Genomic DNA, 251 nt, shown 5'->3' with positions numbered 1-251 from the left:
AAGACGGTAGTGGGCGTATGAACCCAGTGTGCCAGCTGAATAGACAGCAAGCCCATGACGCAGGAGCCCAGCAACGTCGCCAGCACAAGGCTGGCACCATTATCTAAAGCAAAGCCTCTTAATGCATAACCAATAGCAGCCAGCACAGCCACAGCCCAAAATGCACGACGGGGGACGGTAAATAACGTGGCAAACCCGAGCGCGGCAACCACGGCCCAGAGCACTTTTTCAATAAATAAAAAGCTCATGGA

At 53.0% G+C, this 251-nt stretch carries 1 protein-coding gene; it reads right to left on the bottom strand.

Annotated features, from left to right (window positions below; translation table 11 throughout):
* The coding region (locus Q1B11_RS20360; RefSeq protein ID WP_299735851.1) for a threonine/serine exporter family protein at positions 1-251 on the bottom strand (251 nt) is incomplete at both ends.

The organism is uncultured Endozoicomonas sp., assembly GCF_947495845.1.
In the GTDB taxonomy this organism is placed as follows: domain Bacteria; phylum Pseudomonadota; class Gammaproteobacteria; order Pseudomonadales; family Endozoicomonadaceae; genus Endozoicomonas.
Note: the sequence above shows the minus strand (reverse complement) of the source record. Positions and strands in the feature narration are given on the sequence as shown.